Source organism: Rhodococcus sp. 320_ES (assembly GCF_059691855.1).
In genome coordinates this window covers 680,413-697,114 of sequence record NZ_JCAWAG010000003.1, presented here as the reverse complement: position 1 = coordinate 697,114, position 16,702 = coordinate 680,413, and the positions used below count along the sequence as shown (strand labels likewise).

The 16,702-nt window shown below is 67.9% G+C and carries 18 protein-coding genes and 1 pseudogene; 9 read left to right on the top strand and 10 right to left on the bottom strand.

Annotated elements, in window-relative coordinates:
- Window positions 1–439 precede the first annotated feature (439 nt).
- Entirely contained in the window at window positions 440–1,612 is a 1,173-nt protein-coding gene (locus AC59JP_RS13950) for a globin domain-containing protein (RefSeq protein ID WP_497326359.1), read from the top strand.
- On the opposite strand, the gene AC59JP_RS13945 is transcribed toward AC59JP_RS13950, so the two are convergent.
- The 5 genes from AC59JP_RS13945 to AC59JP_RS13925 form a co-directional block, all read right to left on the bottom strand.
- A complete protein-coding gene (locus AC59JP_RS13945; protein ID WP_497326358.1) occupies window positions 1,609–1,872 on the bottom strand; it encodes a DUF2277 domain-containing protein in 264 nt (87 codons plus the stop codon). The two genes, AC59JP_RS13950 and AC59JP_RS13945, sit on opposite strands and share 4 nt — an antisense overlap.
- A 28-nt stretch (window positions 1,873–1,900) precedes the next feature.
- Window positions 1,901–2,179, bottom strand: coding sequence for a hypothetical protein (locus AC59JP_RS13940; protein WP_497326357.1), 279 nt, complete (start codon window positions 2,177–2,179; stop codon window positions 1,901–1,903).
- 18 nt (window positions 2,180–2,197) lie between these two features.
- On the bottom strand, window positions 2,198–2,890 hold the full coding sequence (locus AC59JP_RS13935; RefSeq protein ID WP_497326356.1) for a DUF2637 domain-containing protein: 693 nt from the start codon (window positions 2,888–2,890) through the stop codon (window positions 2,198–2,200).
- Between the two features lie 129 nt (window positions 2,891–3,019).
- Window positions 3,020–3,523, bottom strand: a complete 504-nt coding sequence (locus AC59JP_RS13930) for a gluconokinase (protein ID WP_497326355.1) — start codon at window positions 3,521–3,523, stop codon at window positions 3,020–3,022.
- Between the two features lie 5 nt (window positions 3,524–3,528).
- The gene (locus AC59JP_RS13925) at window positions 3,529–3,810 is read right to left on the bottom strand and encodes a WhiB family transcriptional regulator (RefSeq protein ID WP_497326354.1); all 282 of its coding nucleotides are present in this window, start codon (window positions 3,808–3,810) and stop codon (window positions 3,529–3,531) included.
- Window positions 3,811–3,982: 172 nt separating this feature from the next.
- Between AC59JP_RS13925 and AC59JP_RS13920 the strand changes: the two genes are divergently transcribed.
- On the top strand, window positions 3,983–4,699 hold the full coding sequence (locus AC59JP_RS13920) for a FadR/GntR family transcriptional regulator (RefSeq protein ID WP_497326353.1): 717 nt from the start codon (window positions 3,983–3,985) through the stop codon (window positions 4,697–4,699).
- Window positions 4,700–4,756: 57 nt separating this feature from the next.
- Window positions 4,757–7,306 carry a trehalose-phosphatase gene (gene otsB / locus AC59JP_RS13915; RefSeq protein ID WP_497326352.1) on the top strand — a complete coding sequence of 850 codons (2,550 nt, stop codon included), beginning with the start codon at window positions 4,757–4,759 and terminating at the stop codon, window positions 7,304–7,306.
- Here otsB and AC59JP_RS13910 read toward each other — a convergent pair.
- A complete protein-coding gene (locus AC59JP_RS13910) occupies window positions 7,303–8,382 on the bottom strand; it encodes a LacI family DNA-binding transcriptional regulator (protein WP_497326351.1) in 1,080 nt (359 codons plus the stop codon). The two genes, otsB and AC59JP_RS13910, sit on opposite strands and share 4 nt — an antisense overlap.
- Before the next feature lie 109 nt (window positions 8,383–8,491).
- Between AC59JP_RS13910 and AC59JP_RS13905 the strand changes: the two genes are divergently transcribed.
- Genes AC59JP_RS13905 through AC59JP_RS13880 form a run of 6 tightly spaced genes read left to right on the top strand, consistent with a single transcriptional unit; the run spans window position 8,492 to window position 13,327 of the window.
- Window positions 8,492–9,448, top strand: coding sequence for a metal ABC transporter solute-binding protein, Zn/Mn family (locus AC59JP_RS13905; RefSeq protein ID WP_497326504.1), 957 nt, complete (start codon window positions 8,492–8,494; stop codon window positions 9,446–9,448).
- On the top strand, window positions 9,445–10,245 hold the full coding sequence (locus AC59JP_RS13900; protein WP_497326350.1) for a metal ABC transporter ATP-binding protein: 801 nt from the start codon (window positions 9,445–9,447) through the stop codon (window positions 10,243–10,245). Before AC59JP_RS13905 ends, AC59JP_RS13900 begins: the two co-directional genes overlap by 4 nt.
- Before the next feature lie 4 nt (window positions 10,246–10,249).
- Entirely contained in the window at window positions 10,250–11,119 is an 870-nt protein-coding gene (locus AC59JP_RS13895) for a metal ABC transporter permease (RefSeq protein ID WP_497326349.1), read from the top strand.
- Window positions 11,120–11,148: 29 nt separating this feature from the next.
- Window positions 11,149–11,907, top strand: coding sequence for a LamB/YcsF family protein (locus AC59JP_RS13890; RefSeq protein WP_497326348.1), 759 nt, complete (start codon window positions 11,149–11,151; stop codon window positions 11,905–11,907).
- A 2-nt stretch (window positions 11,908–11,909) separates the two neighbouring features.
- Complete coding sequence (locus tag AC59JP_RS13885) at window positions 11,910–12,488, top strand: 5-oxoprolinase subunit B family protein (protein WP_497326503.1); 579 nt, start codon at window positions 11,910–11,912, stop codon at window positions 12,486–12,488.
- The gene (locus AC59JP_RS13880; RefSeq protein WP_497326347.1) at window positions 12,485–13,327 is read left to right on the top strand and encodes a 5-oxoprolinase subunit C family protein; all 843 of its coding nucleotides are present in this window, start codon (window positions 12,485–12,487) and stop codon (window positions 13,325–13,327) included. Before AC59JP_RS13885 ends, AC59JP_RS13880 begins: the two co-directional genes overlap by 4 nt.
- Here the strand turns inward: AC59JP_RS13880 and AC59JP_RS13875 are convergent.
- The 4 genes and pseudogenes from AC59JP_RS13875 to cysS all read right to left on the bottom strand — a co-directional run bounded on the left by AC59JP_RS13875 (window position 13,308) and on the right by cysS (window position 16,696).
- Window positions 13,308–13,835: a dihydrofolate reductase family protein gene (locus AC59JP_RS13875; protein ID WP_497326346.1), complete on the bottom strand. Its 528-nt coding sequence runs from the start codon at window positions 13,833–13,835 to the stop codon at window positions 13,308–13,310. The two genes, AC59JP_RS13880 and AC59JP_RS13875, sit on opposite strands and share 20 nt — an antisense overlap.
- A 29-nt stretch (window positions 13,836–13,864) precedes the next feature.
- A pseudogene (locus AC59JP_RS13870) lies at window positions 13,865–14,242 on the bottom strand (SOUL family heme-binding protein); the annotation flags it as partial.
- 84 nt (window positions 14,243–14,326) lie between these two features.
- On the bottom strand, window positions 14,327–15,298 hold the full coding sequence (gene rlmB, locus AC59JP_RS13865; RefSeq protein ID WP_497326345.1) for a 23S rRNA (guanosine(2251)-2'-O)-methyltransferase RlmB: 972 nt from the start codon (window positions 15,296–15,298) through the stop codon (window positions 14,327–14,329).
- Window positions 15,299–15,301: 3 nt separating this feature from the next.
- The gene (gene cysS, locus AC59JP_RS13860; protein WP_497326344.1) at window positions 15,302–16,696 is read right to left on the bottom strand and encodes a cysteine--tRNA ligase; all 1,395 of its coding nucleotides are present in this window, start codon (window positions 16,694–16,696) and stop codon (window positions 15,302–15,304) included.
- Between the last annotated feature and the right edge of the window lie 6 nt (window positions 16,697–16,702).

Here is a 16,702-nt window from a genome sequence, read left to right as displayed (position 1 = left end):
GGGTGCAACACTACAACACTTGAGTCTGTTCCACTCAACTTAGTTGAGCGTGGGCGGTGTGGTTGCGCGTGCATGGTCGGGCCCGGGCACCCCGAATCGCCCCGCGCATCGCCGATCGGAAGTGCCCGACGCGAACCGCGGTGCCGCAAGCCCGCGCACCTGCGATCGGAGGTGCACGAAGCGGCCCGACCCGCGCACCCGCAATCGTGAGTGCCCCACGCCCGGACACCCCGAATCGCCTCGCGCATCGCCGATCGAGAGTGCCCGACGCGAACCGCGGTGCCCCAACCGAACCGCCCCCGAATCGGCAAACATAACGATGCGTCCGTGCAGTGGTCACTGATGTGAGAAGCCACTACTGTGACAGGAGTCGGTTCGTGCCCCGGTAGCGGGCAATTCGGGGGCCGATCGAACTTCACGCAGGTCTGGAGGTTGCACTGTGCTCGATGCGCAAGCGATCTCCCTGGTACGCGCCGGTCTGAAGTCCGTTCTGGCCGAGGACGACGGGCCGGAGACCATCGCGAGATCCTTCTACGCGCACCTCTTCGCCGAGCACCCCGAGTTCCGCTCCTTCTTCCCGGCCGCGATGGAGCAGCAGCGGCACCGCTTGGTCCGCGCACTCGAGTACGTGATCGACAACCTCGAGGACCCCAACCGATTCCTGCCGTTCCTCCACCAGCTGGGCCGCGACCATCGCAAGCACGGCATCGACGGCCGACACTTTCTTGCGGCGGAGAACGCCCTGGTCTCGGCGTTCAGGTCGTTCGTCGGCACCGAAGTGTGGACCGAGACCGTCGAGGCGGCGTGGCGTACCACCTTCGGTGTCGTCTCCAATTCGATGGCCGCAGGTGCCGACAGCGATCGGATGCCGGCGTTCTGGGGCGCAACCGTCGTCGAGCATCGACGCGTGCTCGACGACCTCGCGATCATCCGCGTGCAAACCGACGGCGTGGTTCCGTACGAGCCGGGGCAGTACGTCAGCGTGCAGGTTCCGCAGCGCCCCCGGATGTGGCGCTATCTCTCCCCGGCGATTCCGACGAACGACCACGGCGGCATCGAGTTCCATGTCCGACGCGTATCCGGTGGCTGGGTGAGCCCGGCGCTGGTGGCGGACACCGTGGTCGGAGACCGCTGGCTGGTCGGTCCGCCGCTGGGCGGGCTGAACGTGGACACGTCGCCGGGCTGCGAGGACGTGCTGATGATCGCCGGCGGAACGGGCCTCGCGCCGCTGCGCGCCCAGTTGATGGCGATGGCGATGCGCAGTCGGAATCCACGCGTCCACCTGTTCGTGAGCGGCCAGTATCCGAGCGACCTCTACGACATCGAGACGCTGTGGCATCTGGCGCAGACCAACCCGTGGCTGACCGTCGTGCCGGTGGTCGAGGACACCGAGGAGCCGTGGTGGCGGCCGGACGCCCGCCGCGACATACCGCGCGGGCTCTATCACCTGCAGGTCGGCAAGGTGGGTCAGGTGGTCACTCGGTACGGCTCGTGGGCCGACCGCCAAATTCAGATCTGCGGCTCACCGTCGATGGTGCGCAGCACGACGTACGCGCTGCGACTGGTGGGCACACCCGTCGAGCACATTCAGTTCGATCCGACCGGCGGCTAGATACCCAACCGCGCGCGGACCTCGGGCCGGCGCAGCGGAGGTACCGTCGCCGGGGGTTGCTTGCGCGGAGGAAGCACAGCCAGCAGGCGCTCGGTCGTGGCGGTCACCTCGGCCACCGCCTTCTCGAACGCGTCGCGGTTGGCGTCGGACAGGGTGCGCAATCCGCTGACCTTGCGCACGTACTGCCGGGCCGCCGCTTCGATCTCCTCGTCCGTCGCCGCCGGTTCGAGTCCTCGCAGTTCGGTGATGTTTCTGCACATGACAACCACGGTAATCCCGTGGGCCGGTTCAGGAGCGGCGGACGGGGAACTGCGGATTCTCGGGCTCGCCCACCGACGTGATGCACGTGTAGACGAACGAGCTCAGTTCGGCCCGATTGGCGGGCTCGAGAAGATCGAGGGCCTCGCCGCCCCGATGTTCCTTCCATGCTGCCGTGTAGGCCTCGATGGAATCGGTGACCACGTGCTGCATCGACACCTGACGATCGAGGTACTTGTCGGCGATCGCGTCGACGTTCTCGTCGAGCGAGCGGTGGAACGGAGTGGACTGGGACTGGGAGTCGGACATGGCCCGAATCTACCGCCCTCACGGCGCGTGGACCGGGAACTTCTCGTCCCCGAACCTGAACTCGGACGCGGTAACTCGCTCCACGATCGCCGTGGGCACGTCGAGCCGCTGCGCGATGTCCGACGCCGACAGTCCAAGAGAATGCAGACGCAATGTTTCGGCGTGCACATCCAGGACGTCGGCCGGTTCCTCGGGCTCCGTCTGGACGTGAGGTGGCGTCAACTGCGGTGCAGCAGGGAGTGATTCGGTTACCGGGGGATCGGCGACGATCTCGCGGGAATCCGCCACGGCCGGAGCGCGACCGGGGACTCGCACCAGCACCGCGAGACCGTGCGTCGCGGCGAGCAAGCTGATCGGCGCAACCGTGGCCATGGCCGCGGAGAGTGCGGGCGGCAGGCTGCCCGCCCCGGAGATGAACGCGTGCAACGCATTCGCTGCCACGCTGACCGAGGCGGCGACGAAGAGAACGCCCCAGAAGAACCGTCGGCCACTCGCCTGGTCGGGGTACGACGCGAGGGCGATGACGGCGATGGTGGCCTGCAGAATCGTGCCGTCGACGATCACGGGCCACAGCCAGGACAGGGATCGCGGAACGCCGGCCATCGTCGCGAGATCCCACAGCGCAGCGAAACTCAGCACGAACGAGGCGACACCGATGACGGTGGTGATGCAGACGGCGGTGACGAGCACGCTGCGAAGAACTCGGGTCATGAGCGCAGATGGTGCCCCACGGCACCGACAGTCGGCTGCGACCGGCCTCCGGCCTGCCCGTTCAGTCGGCTGCGACCGGCCTCCGGCCTGCCCGTTCAGTCGGCTGCGACCGGCCTCCGGCCTGCCCGTTCAGCCGCCGGCGATCCGATCCGCGATGTCGCTCGCGATCTCCGGCGCCGGGCGTCCGACGGGAACGACGTAGACCTGCTCGTCGTCGGCGGGCGGTTCGAGCGCCGCCAACTGCGAGTCCAGGAGTGATGCGGGCATGTAGTGGCCCTGCCGTCGCATGAGCCGTTTCTCGAGTTCGTCTCGACTCGCTTCGAGGTACACGAAGTGGACGGCGTCGCGCCGCAGTACGTCGCGGTAGCTGCGCTTGAGCGCGGAACAGGTGATGACACCCGACTTTCCGGCGGCCAGATGGTCGTCGATCCACGCCGCGACGCGGTCGAGCCACGGCCACCGATCGTCGTCCGTGAGCGGAGTCCCGTGCGCCATCTTCTCGACGTTCGCGTCGGGATGGAGGTCGTCGCCCTCCTGCAGTTCCCAGCCGAGACGTCCCGCGATGGCGCCGGCGATGGTGGTCTTGCCGGACCCCGAGACGCCCATGACGACGAGGACCACTGGTGAGCTCATGGCTCCTATCCTGTCGCGCGGGTGTCCCAACCCAGGCGCTCGGGTGCCGACAGTCCGCCCCACACGCCGTAGGGCTCGCCCGCGGCGACGGCGTAGTCACGGCATCGCTGCAGCACCGGGCACTGCGCGCAGACTTTCTTGGCACGCCTCTCGCGGTCGGACCGCTTGTTGCCGCGCTCGCCTTCCGGATGGAAGAAGACGGCGGAGTCCATTCCGCGGCAGAGTCCGTCCATTTGCCACTCCCAGGTCGAGGAGACCGGCTCGGGGAGTTGTACGGGTTTCGTCATGGCTCTCCTGTGTGTCGAGGTGTCCTGCACCACGGTTCCAAAATTACATGACGAATGGGCCAACTAGAAGTTAATCGTAGTATTTGAAACAAGCACGCGAGACGGACTTCGAGTAACACCTACCTCGCGCCGTCGACGCGAAACCCCGCCGAGTACGTGCCATAGTCGAGCAATGACCAGCGCAGAAGCGGGGCCCGCCCGGCAGCTGCATCGCTCGGTCCTCGATGCCCTCGGCTCGGACATCGCCTCCGGGTCCATGCCCACCGGGACCATCCTCAACGCCGACGACCTCGCCGAGCGGTACGGCGTCTCCCGCACCGTCGTGCGCGAAGTGGTGCGAGTGCTCGAGTCGGTCGGACTGATCGGCGTCCGTCGCCGCGTGGGAATCACCGTTCAGCCCACCACCGAGTGGAACGCCATCGACCCCGACGTCATCCGCTGGCGGCTCACCGGCCCCGAACGTTTCGACCAGCTCGACGCTCTGAGCGAAGTTCGCCTCGGTATCGAGCCTCTCGCCGCACGCCTCGCGGCCGGACGCGCGACTCCCGAGCAGTGCGGGGAGCTGACCGCGTCCGTGATCGGTATGTCGTCCACGGCGAAGGCCGCCGACGCCGCCGCATACCTCGCGCACGACTGCAACTTCCACCGCACCCTGCTCGACGCGTCCGCCAACGTGATGCTGATCAGCATGTCCGCGTTGGTCGTGGCATCACTCGAGGGCCGCACTCGCTACGACCTGATGCCGACCGTCGCCGACCCGGACGCGATCCGGTTGCACGGCGTCGTGGCGTCGGCCATACAGACGGGCGACGCCGACGCCGCCGAAACCGCCATGCGAGCGATCGTCGCCGAATCCGTCGACGCCCTGAACGCGCAGCGACCGGAGTAGCGGAGGGGACACTCTCCGATAACGCGTCGGCCCCCTCGATCACCTAGGTTGTCCCCTGTGAGTGTTGTGGAACTACCGATCGAACTGCGCCGTGCACTGTCCGGGGTGGCGCGGATGCCGCGGCTCCTCGTCGCCTCCGACTACGACGGCACGATGGCGCCGATCGTCTCCGACCCGCAGAAGGCCTTCCCGCACCCCGAATCCGTTCGCGCACTTCGGTCCCTGGCCGGATTGGACGGAACGGACGCAGCGGTCATTTCGGGCAGGGCGCTGCGTGATCTCGCAATCCTCTCGCGCCTGCCCGTCGAAGTTCAGTTGGTCGGCAGCCACGGGTCGGAATTCGACGCCGGCTTCGTCACGGGCCTGCCCGACGAGGCCAAGAACCTCCTGGACAGGATCGTCACGGAACTGAAGGACGTCGCGTCGCGCGGGGAGAACATCTCCGTCGAGGTCAAGCCGGCCAGTGCCGCCCTCCACGTGCGCAACGCGAACCCCGAACAGGGTGCGCGAGCACTCGACGACGTCCGTGCCGGCGCAGCTACGTGGGCCGGAGTGCAAGTGACAGAAGGCAAGTCGGTGATCGAGCTCGCCGTCATCTCCACCGACAAGGGACAGGCGCTCGACATCCTCCGGCACCAGGGAGGCGCGTCGGCGGCCGTGTTCTTCGGCGACGACGTCACCGACGAGAAGGCTTTTCGGCGCCTCCACGGGCCCGACATCGGCGTGAAGGTCGGCGGCGGGGAATCGCTCGCGAAGTACCGCGTCGACTCCACCGAGCAGGTCGCCGCAGCACTGGTCTTTCTTCTCGAGGAGCGCCGCACCTGGCTCTCGGGAGCCGACGCTCCCCGCATCGAGCGCCTGACGATGCTCGCGAGCCCGCGCTCGGTCGCCCTCCTGACCCCCGAAGCCGGACTGACGTGGTTCTGCCATCCCGAGCCCGATTCGGCCGCGATCTTCGCGCATCTGCTGGGTGGCAACGAAGCCGGTCACTTCACCATCGGCCCGCGTCGCGACGCGCTGCCCCTGAGCCAGCAGTACCTGGACAGCACCATGACCGTGCAGACGCGGTGGGCGAGCCTGCAGGTCGACGACTACCTCCCGCACGACGTCCCCTCTGGCCGAACGGATTTCACGCGGGTCATCACCGGTAAGGCCAAGGCGGTCATCACCTTCGCCCCCCGCCCCGAGTTCGGTCAGGCATGGGTGCGGTTGGAGGCCGAGGACGACGGCATCCGCGTCATCGGCACCAACGATCCGATCGTGCTGCGCTCGCCGGGCGTCACCTGGAACATCGTCGACGAGGGTGGTCAGGACACCGCCCACGCCGAGGTCGATCCGTCGAACGGACCGATCGTTCTCGAACTGCGCTGCGGGAGTTCCGATCTGGGGCCGTCGGAGGTGCCCGAGCCGGACCGCCGCGCACAGGCTGAGGCGTACTGGCACGACTGGGCGCGCGATCTGGTTCTGCCGCAACTGAAGCCGGACCTGATGAAGAGGTCCGCCCTCACGCTCCGCGGACTCGTGCACGCCGATTCCGGGTCCATCATGGCCGCCGCCACGACGTCGCTTCCCGAGGAGATCGGGAGCGTCCGCAACTGGGACTACCGGTACTGCTGGCTACGTGACGCCGCGCTGACCGCGTCGGCGCTCGTGGCCCTCGGATCGTTGACCGAGGCCGAGAACTACCTGCAATGGGTGCACGACGTGCTGCAGACGGTGACCGGTCCCGAACGCCTGCACCCCCTGTACACACTGTGGGGACAAAGCCTTCCGCCCGAAGCCGTCATCGATTCGCTGCCCGGCTACGCCGGCTCGCGGCCCGTGCGCGTGGGGAACGCGGCCAACCAGCAGGTGCAGCTCGACGTGTTCGGCCCGATCGTCGACCTCATCTCGACGCTCGCACATGCGCGGCGCGACAAGGGAATCGACGACGCCCTCACCGACGACGACTGGAACCTGGTGTGCTCCATGGTCGAGGCCGTCGAGCGCCGGTGGTCCGAACCCGACCACGGCATCTGGGAGATCCGCGGCAACCCACGTCACCACGTCTACTCGAAGGTGATGTGCTGGTTGACCGTCGATCGGGCGATCACCCTCGCCGAGACGTTCGGGCGCGAAGCGCAATTGGGGTGGAGCACCCTGCGCGACGTCATCCGCGCCCAGGTCCTCGAGAAGGGATGGAGCGAGGAAGCGCAGTCGTTCACCGCGGCCTACGACGGCACCGACCTCGACGCGTCGACGCTGCACATCGGGCTGTCGGGACTGATCGACCCGAACGACCCCCGGTTCGCCGCGACCGTCGTCGCCACCGAGGCCGAATTGCGCAGCGGCGCAACGGTGTACCGGTACCACCACGACGACGGACTGCCCGGCGGCGAAGGTGGGTTCCACCTCTGCGCCGCGTGGCTGGTGGAGGCATATCTGCTGATCGACCAACGGCTTCCCGCCGAGGCGCTGTTCACGCAGCTCGTTGCCGCAGCGGGCCCGACGGGCCTTCTCAGCGAGGAGTACGACCCCGTCGCCGAGCGGTCGCTGGGAAATCATCCGCAGGCGTACAGCCACCTCGGCCTGCTGCGGTGCGCGTCGCTGTTGGCTCCGAAAGGTTAGATCGCGGCGAGCGTCGTGCCCTCGACCACGTCGGTCGGGAGCAACTCGGTGCGATCGAAGCCGGAGTGCGAGACGCCCAGCACCAGCTCGCCCGCCCGTCGCCCCTTGTCCAACACGGGCTGGCGGACGGTGGTGAGTCCGGCGCGGATGGCGTCGGGCACGCCGTCGAACCCGGTGATCGACAGGTCGCCCGGTACCGAGAGCGACTGCGCGCGTGCGTGATCGAGCGCGCCGAGGGCGAGAACGTCCGACGAACAGATCAGCGCCGTGAGGCCCGGGTCGACACGCAGAGCCTCGGCCGCCGCGGACGCGCCGGCCTCGCGACTGTGATCGAACCGCTCGACGACGAGGAAGTTCGGGTCGAGTCCGGCCTCGGTCATGGCGTCGCGCACGCCGGCGATACGTTCACGCTGGACGTGAAACTGCAGCTGCTGCATGCGATCCGAGTCGATCACGCCGTCGTTGCGGTCGCGGCGCACCCGCATGCAGAGCATGGCGATGCGCCGATGACCGCGCTGCAGAACGCGTTCGGCCAACTCCCGCATTGCCCGTCGGTCGTCGATCCCCACCAGCGACGTGCCGTCCAGATCTCGTGGTTGGTCGCAGATGACCGTCGGCAGGTGCCGCTCGCGGACCGCGGTGAGATGGGGGTCGTCGTCGGCAACGGAGTAGACGACGAACGCGTCGACCCCCGCCTGCTGCACGACGGCGGCAGCGTCCTCGGGCGACGACGCCGGACCGGCCGGGATCAGCAGGAGACCGCGGCCGGCGGCCTCGCACGATTCCGCCAGTCCCGTCAGGAAGCCGACGGCGGCGGGGTCCCGGAAGGAATAGCTGAGCGCTTCGGTCAGGACCAGGCCCACAGCGCCGGCACGTCGGGTACGCAGCGACCGGGCCACGGGGTCGGGCCCGGCGTACCCACGACTCTTCGCCGCCAGCAGCACCCGCTCGCGCAGCTCCGGGGACAACTGGTCCGGGCGGTTGTAGGCATTGGACACCGTGGTGCGGGAGACGCCCAGCTCGGACGCGAGGGAGGCGAGCGTGGCGACTCGGCGTGGTTCCCGAGACCTCGACATGGTTGAAACGGTAGCCGCCTGCGCCGGTTTTCGTGGAAGGCGCAGCTGTGCCAGAATGAAATGGAAACGGTTACCAATATCAACTCAGGAGCAGACCCCCGTGTACAAGATGGTTCTCGGCGTTGCCGTGTCCGCGACAGCAGCGCTGGCACTCGTCGGTTGCAGCTCCTCCGACTCCCCCGCGTCCGGTGGTGGCGTGAACGTGGTCGCGTCCACCAACGTGTGGGGCAGCGTCGCGGAGGCCGTGGTCGGCGACAAGGGCACGGTGACCTCGATCATCGCGGACCCGTCGGCCGACCCCCATTCCTACGAGGCCAGCCCGTCGGATGCGGCGACGGTCTCACGGGCATCCCTCGTCGTCTACAACGGCGGCGGGTACGACCAGTTCATCACCGACATCCTCGACACCGAGTCGGGCACACCCGCCGTCGACGCGTTCTCCCAGCTCGACGCCGATCATTCCGGTCACGACCACGCGTCCGAACCGGAGACGGCGACGGCTGCGGCTTCGAACGACAGCCACGACGGGCACGACCACTCCGGCGTCAACGAGCACGTCTGGTACCACCCCGAGGTCGCCGCGGCCACCGCGGAAGCCATCGCCGCCGAACTCGGTAAGATCGACCCGGACAACGCAGCCACCTACACGGCCAACGCCGAGGCGTTCCACGACCAGATTCACGAGATCACCGACGTGACCGCGCGGATCGCCGCGGATCACCCCGACGCACCGGTGGCGCAGACCGAGCCGATCGCCCACTACCTGCTGGAAGGTGCACAGTCGATGGACCTCACTCCGGCCGATTTCGAAGACGCCATCGAAGAGGGCAACGACCCGTCCCCCGCCGCTATCGCCGCGACGCAGGATCTGTTCACCGGCAAGAAGGTTCGCGCTCTCGTCTACAACACGCAGACCCAGGACTCGGTGACGCAGAACATTCGCACCGTCGCCGAGCAGAACGACGTCCCCGTCGTCGAGGTCACCGAAACGCTCCCCGACGGCATGTCCTACGTCCAGTGGCAGACGAAGGCAGCCGAGGATCTCGAAACAGCGCTGGCGAAGTGAGTGGTGTCGAGCGCGGCTTCGTAGAACTCCGTGATGCGTCGCTGAAGTTCGGGGACCGCACCCTGTGGTCGGGCCTCGATCTCACCGTCGCACCGGGCGAGTTCGTCGCCGTGCTCGGCCCCAACGGGTCGGGAAAGACGTCCCTGCTCAAAGTGCTTCTCGGACAGAACCACCCGACGTCCGGGACCGCGCGTCTGGGCGGCACACCCGGATACATCCCGCAGCAGAAGGCGATCGACGAAGGGATCCCGCTGCGCGGGCGCGATTTCGTCGGGCTCGGGTGGGACGGCCACCGCTGGGGAATCGGGTTCCGGGAGCGACGCGCACGCCGCGCGGCCGTCGACCTGGCCATCGAGTCGGTGGGCGCCGGCGCTTTCGCCCACGACCCGCTGGGCCGACTGTCCGGCGGTGAGCAGCAACGACTTCGAGTCGCGCAGGCACTGGTGGGCGACCCCGACGTACTTCTGTGCGACGAGCCCCTGCTCAGCCTCGACCTGGCGAATCAGCAAGTGGTGGCGCACCTGATCGATCAGCGCCGACGCGCGCACGCCACCTCCGTCGTGTTCGTCACGCACGAGATCAACCCGATCCTTCCCATCGTCGACCGCATCGTCTACCTCGTCGACGGCAAGTTCCGCATCGGCAGCACCGACGAGGTCATGACGTCGGAAGTGCTGTCCGAGTTGTACGACACCGACGTCGAGGTGCTGCGTGTGCGCGGGCGGCTCGTGGTGGTCGGCACGGGCGACGCAATGGACGCACTCGGCAGCAACTCACATCACGTCGGTCCGGAGTAGAGCAGTGGACAAAGTTCTCGACGCGTTGAGCAAAGCACTCGACTTCGCCACCACCGCAGACCTTCTGCGCTACGACTTCGTACAGCAAGCGCTGATCGCCGCAGCGGTTCTCGGCGTGATCGCCGGAATCCTCGGACCTCTCATCGTCTCGCGGCAGTGGTCGTTCGCCGTCCACGGATCGTCCGAGCTGTCCCTGACCGGCGCTTCCGCCGCACTGCTGGTCGGCTTGAGCGTCGGGATCGGCGCCATCCTGGGCTCCGTGGTCGCCGCAATTCTGTTCGCGGTACTCGGTCGGCGTGCGCGCGAACGTGATTCGGTGATCGGCGTCATCATGAGCTTCGGTCTCGGTCTGTCGGTGCTGTTCCTGTGGGCGTATCCCGGCCGAACCGGCACCAGCTTCTCGCTGCTGATCGGCCAGATCGTCGGCGTCGGATCCACCGGGCTGGGGCTGCTGCTGGCGGTGGCCGCCGTCGTGATGGTGGTGCTCCTCGTCGTCTACCGACCGCTGCTGTTCGCGTCCACCGATCCCGAAGGCGCGGAGGCGCGCGGCGTCCCGATGCGCCTGCTGTCCACCGTGTTCGCCGTCCTCGTCGGCGTGGCTTGCGCGATCGGTGTGCAGATCGTCGGCGCACTGCTCGTGCTCTCGTTGCTGATCACTCCGGCCGCGGCGGCCGCGCGCGTGACGGCCAACCCGGTCAAGGCCACCGTCCTGTCGGTGATCTTCGCGGAGGTCGCTGCGGTGGGCGGGATCCTGCTGTCGTTGGCACCGGGCGTGCCCGTCTCGACCTTCGTCACGACCATCTCGTTCGTCATCTACCTGGTGTGCCGGGTGATCGGGCGGCGGCCGCGGAAGGTTGCGGCGGTTCAGGTCTAGTCGGCTCGAGTCCTGACTATTCTGGCCGGGTGAGCATCGACCTCAACAGCGATCTCGGCGAAGGCTTCGGCACCTGGACCCTCGGCGACGACGACGCCATGCTCGGGCTGGTGACCAGCGCCAACGTCGCCTGCGGCTTCCACGCGGGCGACCCGGCGCACCTGCTGCAGACGTGCCGAGCGGCAGTGTCGACGGGGGTGCGCATCGGCGCCCAGGTCGGATACCGCGACCTCGCAGGCTTCGGCCGGCGCTTCATCGACATCACCCCCGAGGACCTCTTCGCCGACGTGGTCTATCAGATCGGCGCCCTCGACGGGCTGGCGCAGACCGTCGGCTCCGCCGTGGCGTACGTCAAACCTCATGGCGCGCTGTACAACACGATCGTCCATCACGAGGTTCAGGCGCAGGCCGTGGTCGACGCCGTCGTGGCCTACGATCCGACGCTGCCCGTGCTCGGACTGCCCGGCTCGGTGTTCCTGACGAAGGCATCGCACGCCGGCCTGCGCACGGTCACCGAAGCCTTCGCCGACCGCGGTTACACGCCGGACGGAACGCTGGTGTCGCGGCGCGAGGCCGGCGCCGTGCTGTCGGATCCGTCCGCTGTGGCCGACCGAGTCTTCCGCTTGGTGGACCGCGGCGAGATCGTCGCCGTCGACGGGACGGTGGTGCGCGTCGACGCGGAATCGGTGTGCCTGCACGGTGATACGCCGTCCGCCGTCGAGATGGCGCGAGCGGTGCGGTCGCTGCTGTCCGACAACGGTGTCGCGCTGATGCCCTTCGTGTCGTGAACATCCTGCCGATGGGCGACCGGGCGTTCCTGGTCGAAACGGAATCGGTGGAGTCGCATGTCGCCGGTTGGTCGGCATCACTGCTGCCGGGGGTGGTCGAGCTCGTGCCCGCGGCGGCGACCGTGCTGGTGCGGTTCGAGAGCGTCGCTCCGTCATCTGTGATCGAGTGGCTCCGTTCCACCGAACCCGTGCCCGTGTCGTCCGAGACTGGTGACGTGGTCGAGATCGACGTGCGGTACGACGGACCCGACCTCGACTTCGTCTCGTCCACAACAGGACTCGACGTGATCGCAGCACACACCGGGCAGGTCTGGACCGCAGCGTTCTGCGGCTTCTCCCCCGGCTTCGCGTATCTGACGGGCGACGAGTCGCTGACAGTGCCGCGGTTGGACTCACCGCGCACGTCGGTTCCGGCCGGTTCCGTCGCGCTCGCCGGCGGATACTCGGCGGTGTACCCGTCGGCGTCACCGGGTGGGTGGCAGATCATCGGGTCGACGGACGCCGCCCTGTGGGACGTTCGACGCGATCCCCCGGCGCTGCTGGCACCCGGAACGCGAGTGCAGTTTCGGAGTGTGACGTGAGCTGGCTGCAGATCACTGCCACCGGCCCGCTGACGACGGTGCAGGATCGAGGGCGTCCGGGGTGGGCGTCGGTGGGGGTCGGGCAGTCCGGCGCCGCGGATATCTCGTCGCACGACGCCGCAAATCGTCTGGTGGGCAACACCATCGATGCCGCAGCGCTGGAGGTGACCCTCGGCGGACTCGCGTTCCGGCCGCACGGCGACATCTACCTGGCGGTCACCGGGGCGCCGGCCGGACTTACCGTCGACGGCATCCCGGTGGGCAACGGTACGGCTCTGGCCGTACCGTCGGGCGCGCAGGTCGCTCTCGACTATGCAACATCCGGTCTGCGCACGTATGTCGCTGTGCGAGGGGGTATTTCGGTTCCCAAAATTCTGGGCAGTCGGTCGACGGATTCGCTGTCGGGTATCGGGCCCGATCGCCTACAGGCGGGGGACTCGCTTCCGATCGGGCACGAGGTCGGTGACTGGCCGCCAGTTGACGTCAATCCCTATGCTGTGCAGGATGATTCGGTTTTGCGGGTCGTTCTCGGTCCTCGATCCGACTGGTTCGACGATCCCGAGCAGTTGTTCGAGCAGGAGTGGACCGTCGCCACCGAGTCGGATCGGGTGGGCATGAAACTCGAGGGTCGGCCGCTGCTCCGGCGGTCCGGCGAACTGGCGAGCGAGGGCATGGTCACCGGGGCGCTGCAGGTGCCGCCGTCGGGACTGCCGGTGTTGTTTCTCGCCGACCACCCGGTGACCGGCGGCTACCCCGTGATCGGCGTCGTGGTGGCCGACGACATACCGGTTGCGGCGCAATACGTTCCGGGCCGACGCTTCACATTCTCGAGGGTTTGACGTACTCCGCGCAGACGAACGCACCGTTGCGTGCGGTGTTCGCGAGCTCGAAGTCGAACCGGCGGGGAAAGACCGGCCGCCCGGCGCCCAGCGTGACCGGCGCAATGTAGACGATCATGCGATCGAGGTGCCCGGCCTCCGCGAACTGCGCTGCGAGGTCTCCGCCGCCGACGATCCACACCTCTCGGTCCCCCGCCAACGCCGCGATGTCCGCCCACAGAGCGTCGACGTCGCCCTCGACGAACCGGATGTCGTGATCGGTCGACGGGAACCTTCGATGCGTCACCACCCACGCGGGCACGTCGTACGGCCAGTTGTCGTCGTGATCGAGGAGCCACTGGTAGGTCGTGGCACCCATGACGATGGCACCGACTCCGGTGATGAACTCCTTGTAGTTCATCGGGCCGTCCTCGTCCTGGTCCTGACGGAACAGCCAGTCGAGGGAGTCGTTCTCGTCGGCCAGGAAACCGTCGAGGGTCATCGCGGTGTAGTACGTCGAGGTGGTCATGGGCGGTTTGTACCAGTTACCGCCTCGGATCAGGAGCGAATCGGAACCACGACCTCGTTGCGCCGACGGAACGGCAGCGTCCACGGCGGGTCGTAGAACCAGGACGTCGTCTCGCCGGCCGGTTCGATCCCGTTGGCTTTCAGCGTCCGCAGCAGGTCTTCGGACCGCGCCGCCACGGCGTCTCGTCCACGATCTCCGGTGAAGCGAAGTACGGCGAAGGTCTCGGCGGGGACCTCCACCAGTCGCACGCGATCGTCGTCCGGACGGGGAAGCGTGTCCATCGTCCACTTCGACGGCATGAAGAAGCGGATGACCCACCCGTCGGAGCCGCCCGAGCTGGAGACCGGCGCCGTCATGGCGATCTTCTTGCCACTGGACGGTTCCTGGCTGACGGGAGCGGTCATCGCGAACGCCTGGACCGTTCCGGCCGAGGGGCACATTCGGTCGATCTATCGACATGAGTGTGCCCCTGAGTCAGAAAAAGTGCCCGCCTACCGCCGACTGCGCGCGATGTCCGCCAACACCACACCCGCCGCGACGGAGGCGTTGAGCGATTCCACCGGCCCGGCCATGGGGATCGAGAGGATGTGATCGCACGTGTCGTGCACGAGGCGGGAGAGCCCCTTGCCTTCCGAGCCGACCACCACGACCACCGGCCCACTGCCGTCGAAGTCGTCGAGGGTGGTGTCACCGTCGGCGTCGAGACCGACGACGGTGATGCCCTTCGACTGCCAATCCTTCAGCGTCCGTGTGAGATTGGTGGCCCGCGCGATGGGTAGACGCGCCGCCGCTCCGGCGCTGGTTCGCCACGCCACAGCCGTGACGCTGGCGCTGCGACGCTGCGGAATCACGACACCGTGTCCGCCGAACGCCGCAGTGGACCGGACGACCGCACCCAGGTTGCGGGGATCGGTGATGTTGTCCAGGGCGACGAGGAGCGCAGGTTCCTGCCGAGTGCGCGCGTGCGCCACGAGATCGTCGGGGTGCGCGTAGCGGTACGGCGGCACCTGCAGGGCGATGCCCTGGTGCATTCCGTTGGCGCTCATGCGATCGAGGTCGGTGCGCGAGACCTCGAGGATCGAGATTCCGGCCTCGGCGGCGAGCTGCACGCTCTCCTTCAGACGGTCGTCCGCCTCGGTGCCCGACGCGACGTAGAGCGCCGTGGCCGGGACGCCGGCCCGAAGGCACTCGACCACCGGGTTGCGCCCGAGCACGTTCTCCGGACCGTCCTCGGTCTTGCGGACCGGCGCGCGACCGCGTCCACCGCCGCCGCTGGAGGGTGCCGCAGCCCGTTCGGCCGCTCGCGCTCGTCTCGCCGCGGGGTGCTTGGTGCGCTCGCTGGCGGGCGGCGTGGCCTTACGACCTTCGAGTCCCTTGCTCCGCTTGCCGCCCGAACCGACGACCTGACCCTTCTTGGTGCCGGTCTTGCGGACTGCGCCGCGACGTGCCGAATTGCCTGCCATGAGTTACTTCTCCGTCTGTCCGACAGACCATTCCGGTCCGTTCGGGGTGTCGGTGACCTCGACGCCGGCTTTGGCGAGTCGGTCACGGATGCGATCGGCCGTCGGCCAATCCTTGGTGGCTTTCGCCTCTGCCCGCAGAACCAGGTCGTCGCCGATGAGGACGTCCAGCGCCGCTCGCTCGGCCGACGACGATCCGGGGGCCGCCCAGTGTGCGTCGAGCGGGTCCACGCCGAGAATGCCCATCATCGCCCTGATCTGCGACGCGATGGCCACGGCCTCGTCGAGGTCACCCGCCGCCAACGCCGTGTTGCCTGCGCGTCGTCGGCCGTGAATCTCGGCCAGCGCCTTCGGAACTCCGAGATCGTCGTCGAGCGCCTCGGCGAACTCGTGTGTCCACGTACCGACGGGCACATCGCCCGCCCGCTCGGCGGTCTTGAGCACGAACGTCTCGAGGCTCTGGTACGCGCTGGCCGCTTCGAGCAGCGCCGCCTCGGAGTACTCGAGCATCGACCGGTAGTGCGCACTGCCGAGGTAGTACCGAAGCTCTTGTGCGCGAACCGTATCGAGCATGTTCGGGATCGAGACGACGTTGCCGAGAGACTTCGACATCTTCTCGCCGCTCATCGTGACCCAGCCGTTGTGCAGCCAGTACTGCGCGAAACCGTCACCGGCAGCGCGTGATTGAGCGATCTCGTTCTCGTGGTGCGGGAACACCAGATCCAGTCCGCCGCAGTGGATGTCGAACTCGCTGCCGAGGTACGCCTCCGCCATGGCCGAGCACTCGAGATGCCAGCCCGGTCGCCCGCGCCCCCACGGCGTCGGCCACGACGGCTCGCCGGGCTTCGCCGATTTCCACAGCGTGAAGTCGCGCTGGTCCCGCTTGCCGGTCAGGGTGCTCTCGCCCTGGTGGACGTCGTCGAGTTTGTGACCCGAGAGCTCGCCGTACGGCGGCCAGCTCATCACGTCGAAGTACACGTCGCCGTCGGCTGCGTAGGCGTGACCGGAATCGATCAGTCGCGTGATCAGCTCGACCATCTGCGTGATGTGACCCGTCGCGCGGGGTTCCGCCGACGGCGGGAGCACACCGAGCTTGTCGTACGCATCGGTGAACGCGCGCTCGTAGGTCGCGGCCCACTCCCACCACGGCCGTCCGGCGGCCGCTGCCTTGTTCAGAATCTTGTCGTCGATGTCGGTGACGTTGCGAACGAAGGCGACGTCGTACTCGTGAGCGAGCAGCCAGCGGCGCAGAACGTCGAACGCGACGCCACTGCGAATGTGGCCGATATGGGGCTCACCCTGCACCGTTGCCCCACAGAGATAGACCGTCGCGTGTCCGGGGGCCAGCGGAGTGAACTCACGCACGGCCCTGGTCGCGGTGTCGTAGAAGCGCAGGGTCACGACCGT

What these genes read in the sequence shown, in the direction of transcription:
- AC59JP_RS13945 (WP_497326358.1), bottom strand. Translation starts at nt 1,872, where the DNA reads ATGTGCAGAAACATCACCGAACTGCGAGGACTCGAACCGGCGGCGACG.
- AC59JP_RS13940 (WP_497326357.1), bottom strand. Translation starts at nt 2,179, where the DNA reads ATGTCCGACTCCCAGTCCCAGTCCACTCCGTTCCACCGCTCGCTCGAC.
- AC59JP_RS13935 (WP_497326356.1), bottom strand. Translation starts at nt 2,890, where the DNA reads ATGACCCGAGTTCTTCGCAGCGTGCTCGTCACCGCCGTCTGCATCACC.
- AC59JP_RS13930 (WP_497326355.1), bottom strand. Translation starts at nt 3,523, where the DNA reads ATGAGCTCACCAGTGGTCCTCGTCGTCATGGGCGTCTCGGGGTCCGGC.
- AC59JP_RS13925 (WP_497326354.1), bottom strand. Translation starts at nt 3,810, where the DNA reads ATGACGAAACCCGTACAACTCCCCGAGCCGGTCTCCTCGACCTGGGAG.
- AC59JP_RS13920 (WP_497326353.1), top strand. Translation starts at nt 3,983, where the DNA reads ATGACCAGCGCAGAAGCGGGGCCCGCCCGGCAGCTGCATCGCTCGGTC.
- AC59JP_RS13910 (WP_497326351.1), bottom strand. Translation starts at nt 8,382, where the DNA reads ATGTCGAGGTCTCGGGAACCACGCCGAGTCGCCACGCTCGCCTCCCTC.
- AC59JP_RS13905 (WP_497326504.1), top strand. Translation starts at nt 8,492, where the DNA reads ATGGTTCTCGGCGTTGCCGTGTCCGCGACAGCAGCGCTGGCACTCGTC.
- AC59JP_RS13875 (WP_497326346.1), bottom strand. Translation starts at nt 13,835, where the DNA reads ATGACCACCTCGACGTACTACACCGCGATGACCCTCGACGGTTTCCTG.
- rlmB (WP_497326345.1), bottom strand. Translation starts at nt 15,298, where the DNA reads ATGGCAGGCAATTCGGCACGTCGCGGCGCAGTCCGCAAGACCGGCACC.